Annotated in this window: 2 protein-coding genes; both read left to right on the forward strand. The window is 54.9% G+C overall.

The genetic code is table 11. The features are described from left to right. A partial coding sequence (locus AC1DWI_RS24630) for a hypothetical protein (RefSeq protein ID WP_477726107.1) occupies positions 1-496 on the forward strand: 496 nt, incomplete at its 5' end. 17 nt (positions 497-513) lie between these two features. Next, a partial coding sequence (locus AC1DWI_RS24635) for a class I SAM-dependent methyltransferase (protein ID WP_477726108.1) occupies positions 514-906 on the forward strand: 393 nt, incomplete at its 3' end.

Below are 906 nucleotides of genomic sequence, written 5' to 3' on the forward strand. Positions count from 1 at the left end.
CAACAATCTCGACGCTTTTGGCCTGAAAACCGAAGAGCTTGCAATCTCCGCAGAAGCCCTGCGCGTGTTGGCCGCAGCTTTTTCGGAGGTTCACCTGAAAATTCACCCGGGAGATTGGGCCGCTCAAAACGAAGTGTGCAGCTTCTACACTGCGCTGGCTGCTCAGCATTCCAATATTCATCTCATCGATAACGCGATCTCCAGCAACACTGCCATGGAGCAAATAAGGCCTGGGGTTGTCGTTGGAACCATGGGCGCGGCGATGTTCGATGCTTTCTTTTTCGGCTGTCAGCCGATTTTCCTATTTCATCTGCTGCCATCCGTCAGAGAATTCGGCGTCTGCAACTTCACCTTGGATGGCTTGGGCTACCGCTACATCGCGAATCTGCGGGAAATTGACCCGGGATACAAGTCCGGCGTGAACATTTCCTCGTTACTCTACGACGGCCCGCAGACCTGGAATTCGAACGTGGAAACGCCGGCTTCGCAGACTTAGCCAGTCATGAGACACCCATGCTCAAACATCTGATCAAACAAATTCTGCCGCCCATTCTTTTCGTATTGGCGCGCGGAGCCTTGCAGCGGCTGAAGCCGGAACGACCGATTTATGACGGCCTCTATCGGGATGCAGCGGAGCTACAGCCGTCAAATGACAATCCATTCGAGCACCCGAACTGGATTTCTTATGTTTCCGAAAGGGCTCACTCCCGCGTCGACGGTGTCAGTCACCAAGACATGAACGAGATGTGCCTTTCGCTGATCGCATCGATCGCGCCCGCCGGTGATCACGCAGCCTCTTGTCGCATCGTCGATTTCGGTGGCGGCGTGGGTATGTATTGGCCGGCCCTGAAAACGCAAAATAAAGGGGGCAGGCAGCTTGATTTCACGGTCGTCGACAGCTCCGCC

The sequence above is a fragment of the Polaromonas sp. P3_C2 genome (assembly GCF_056402675.1).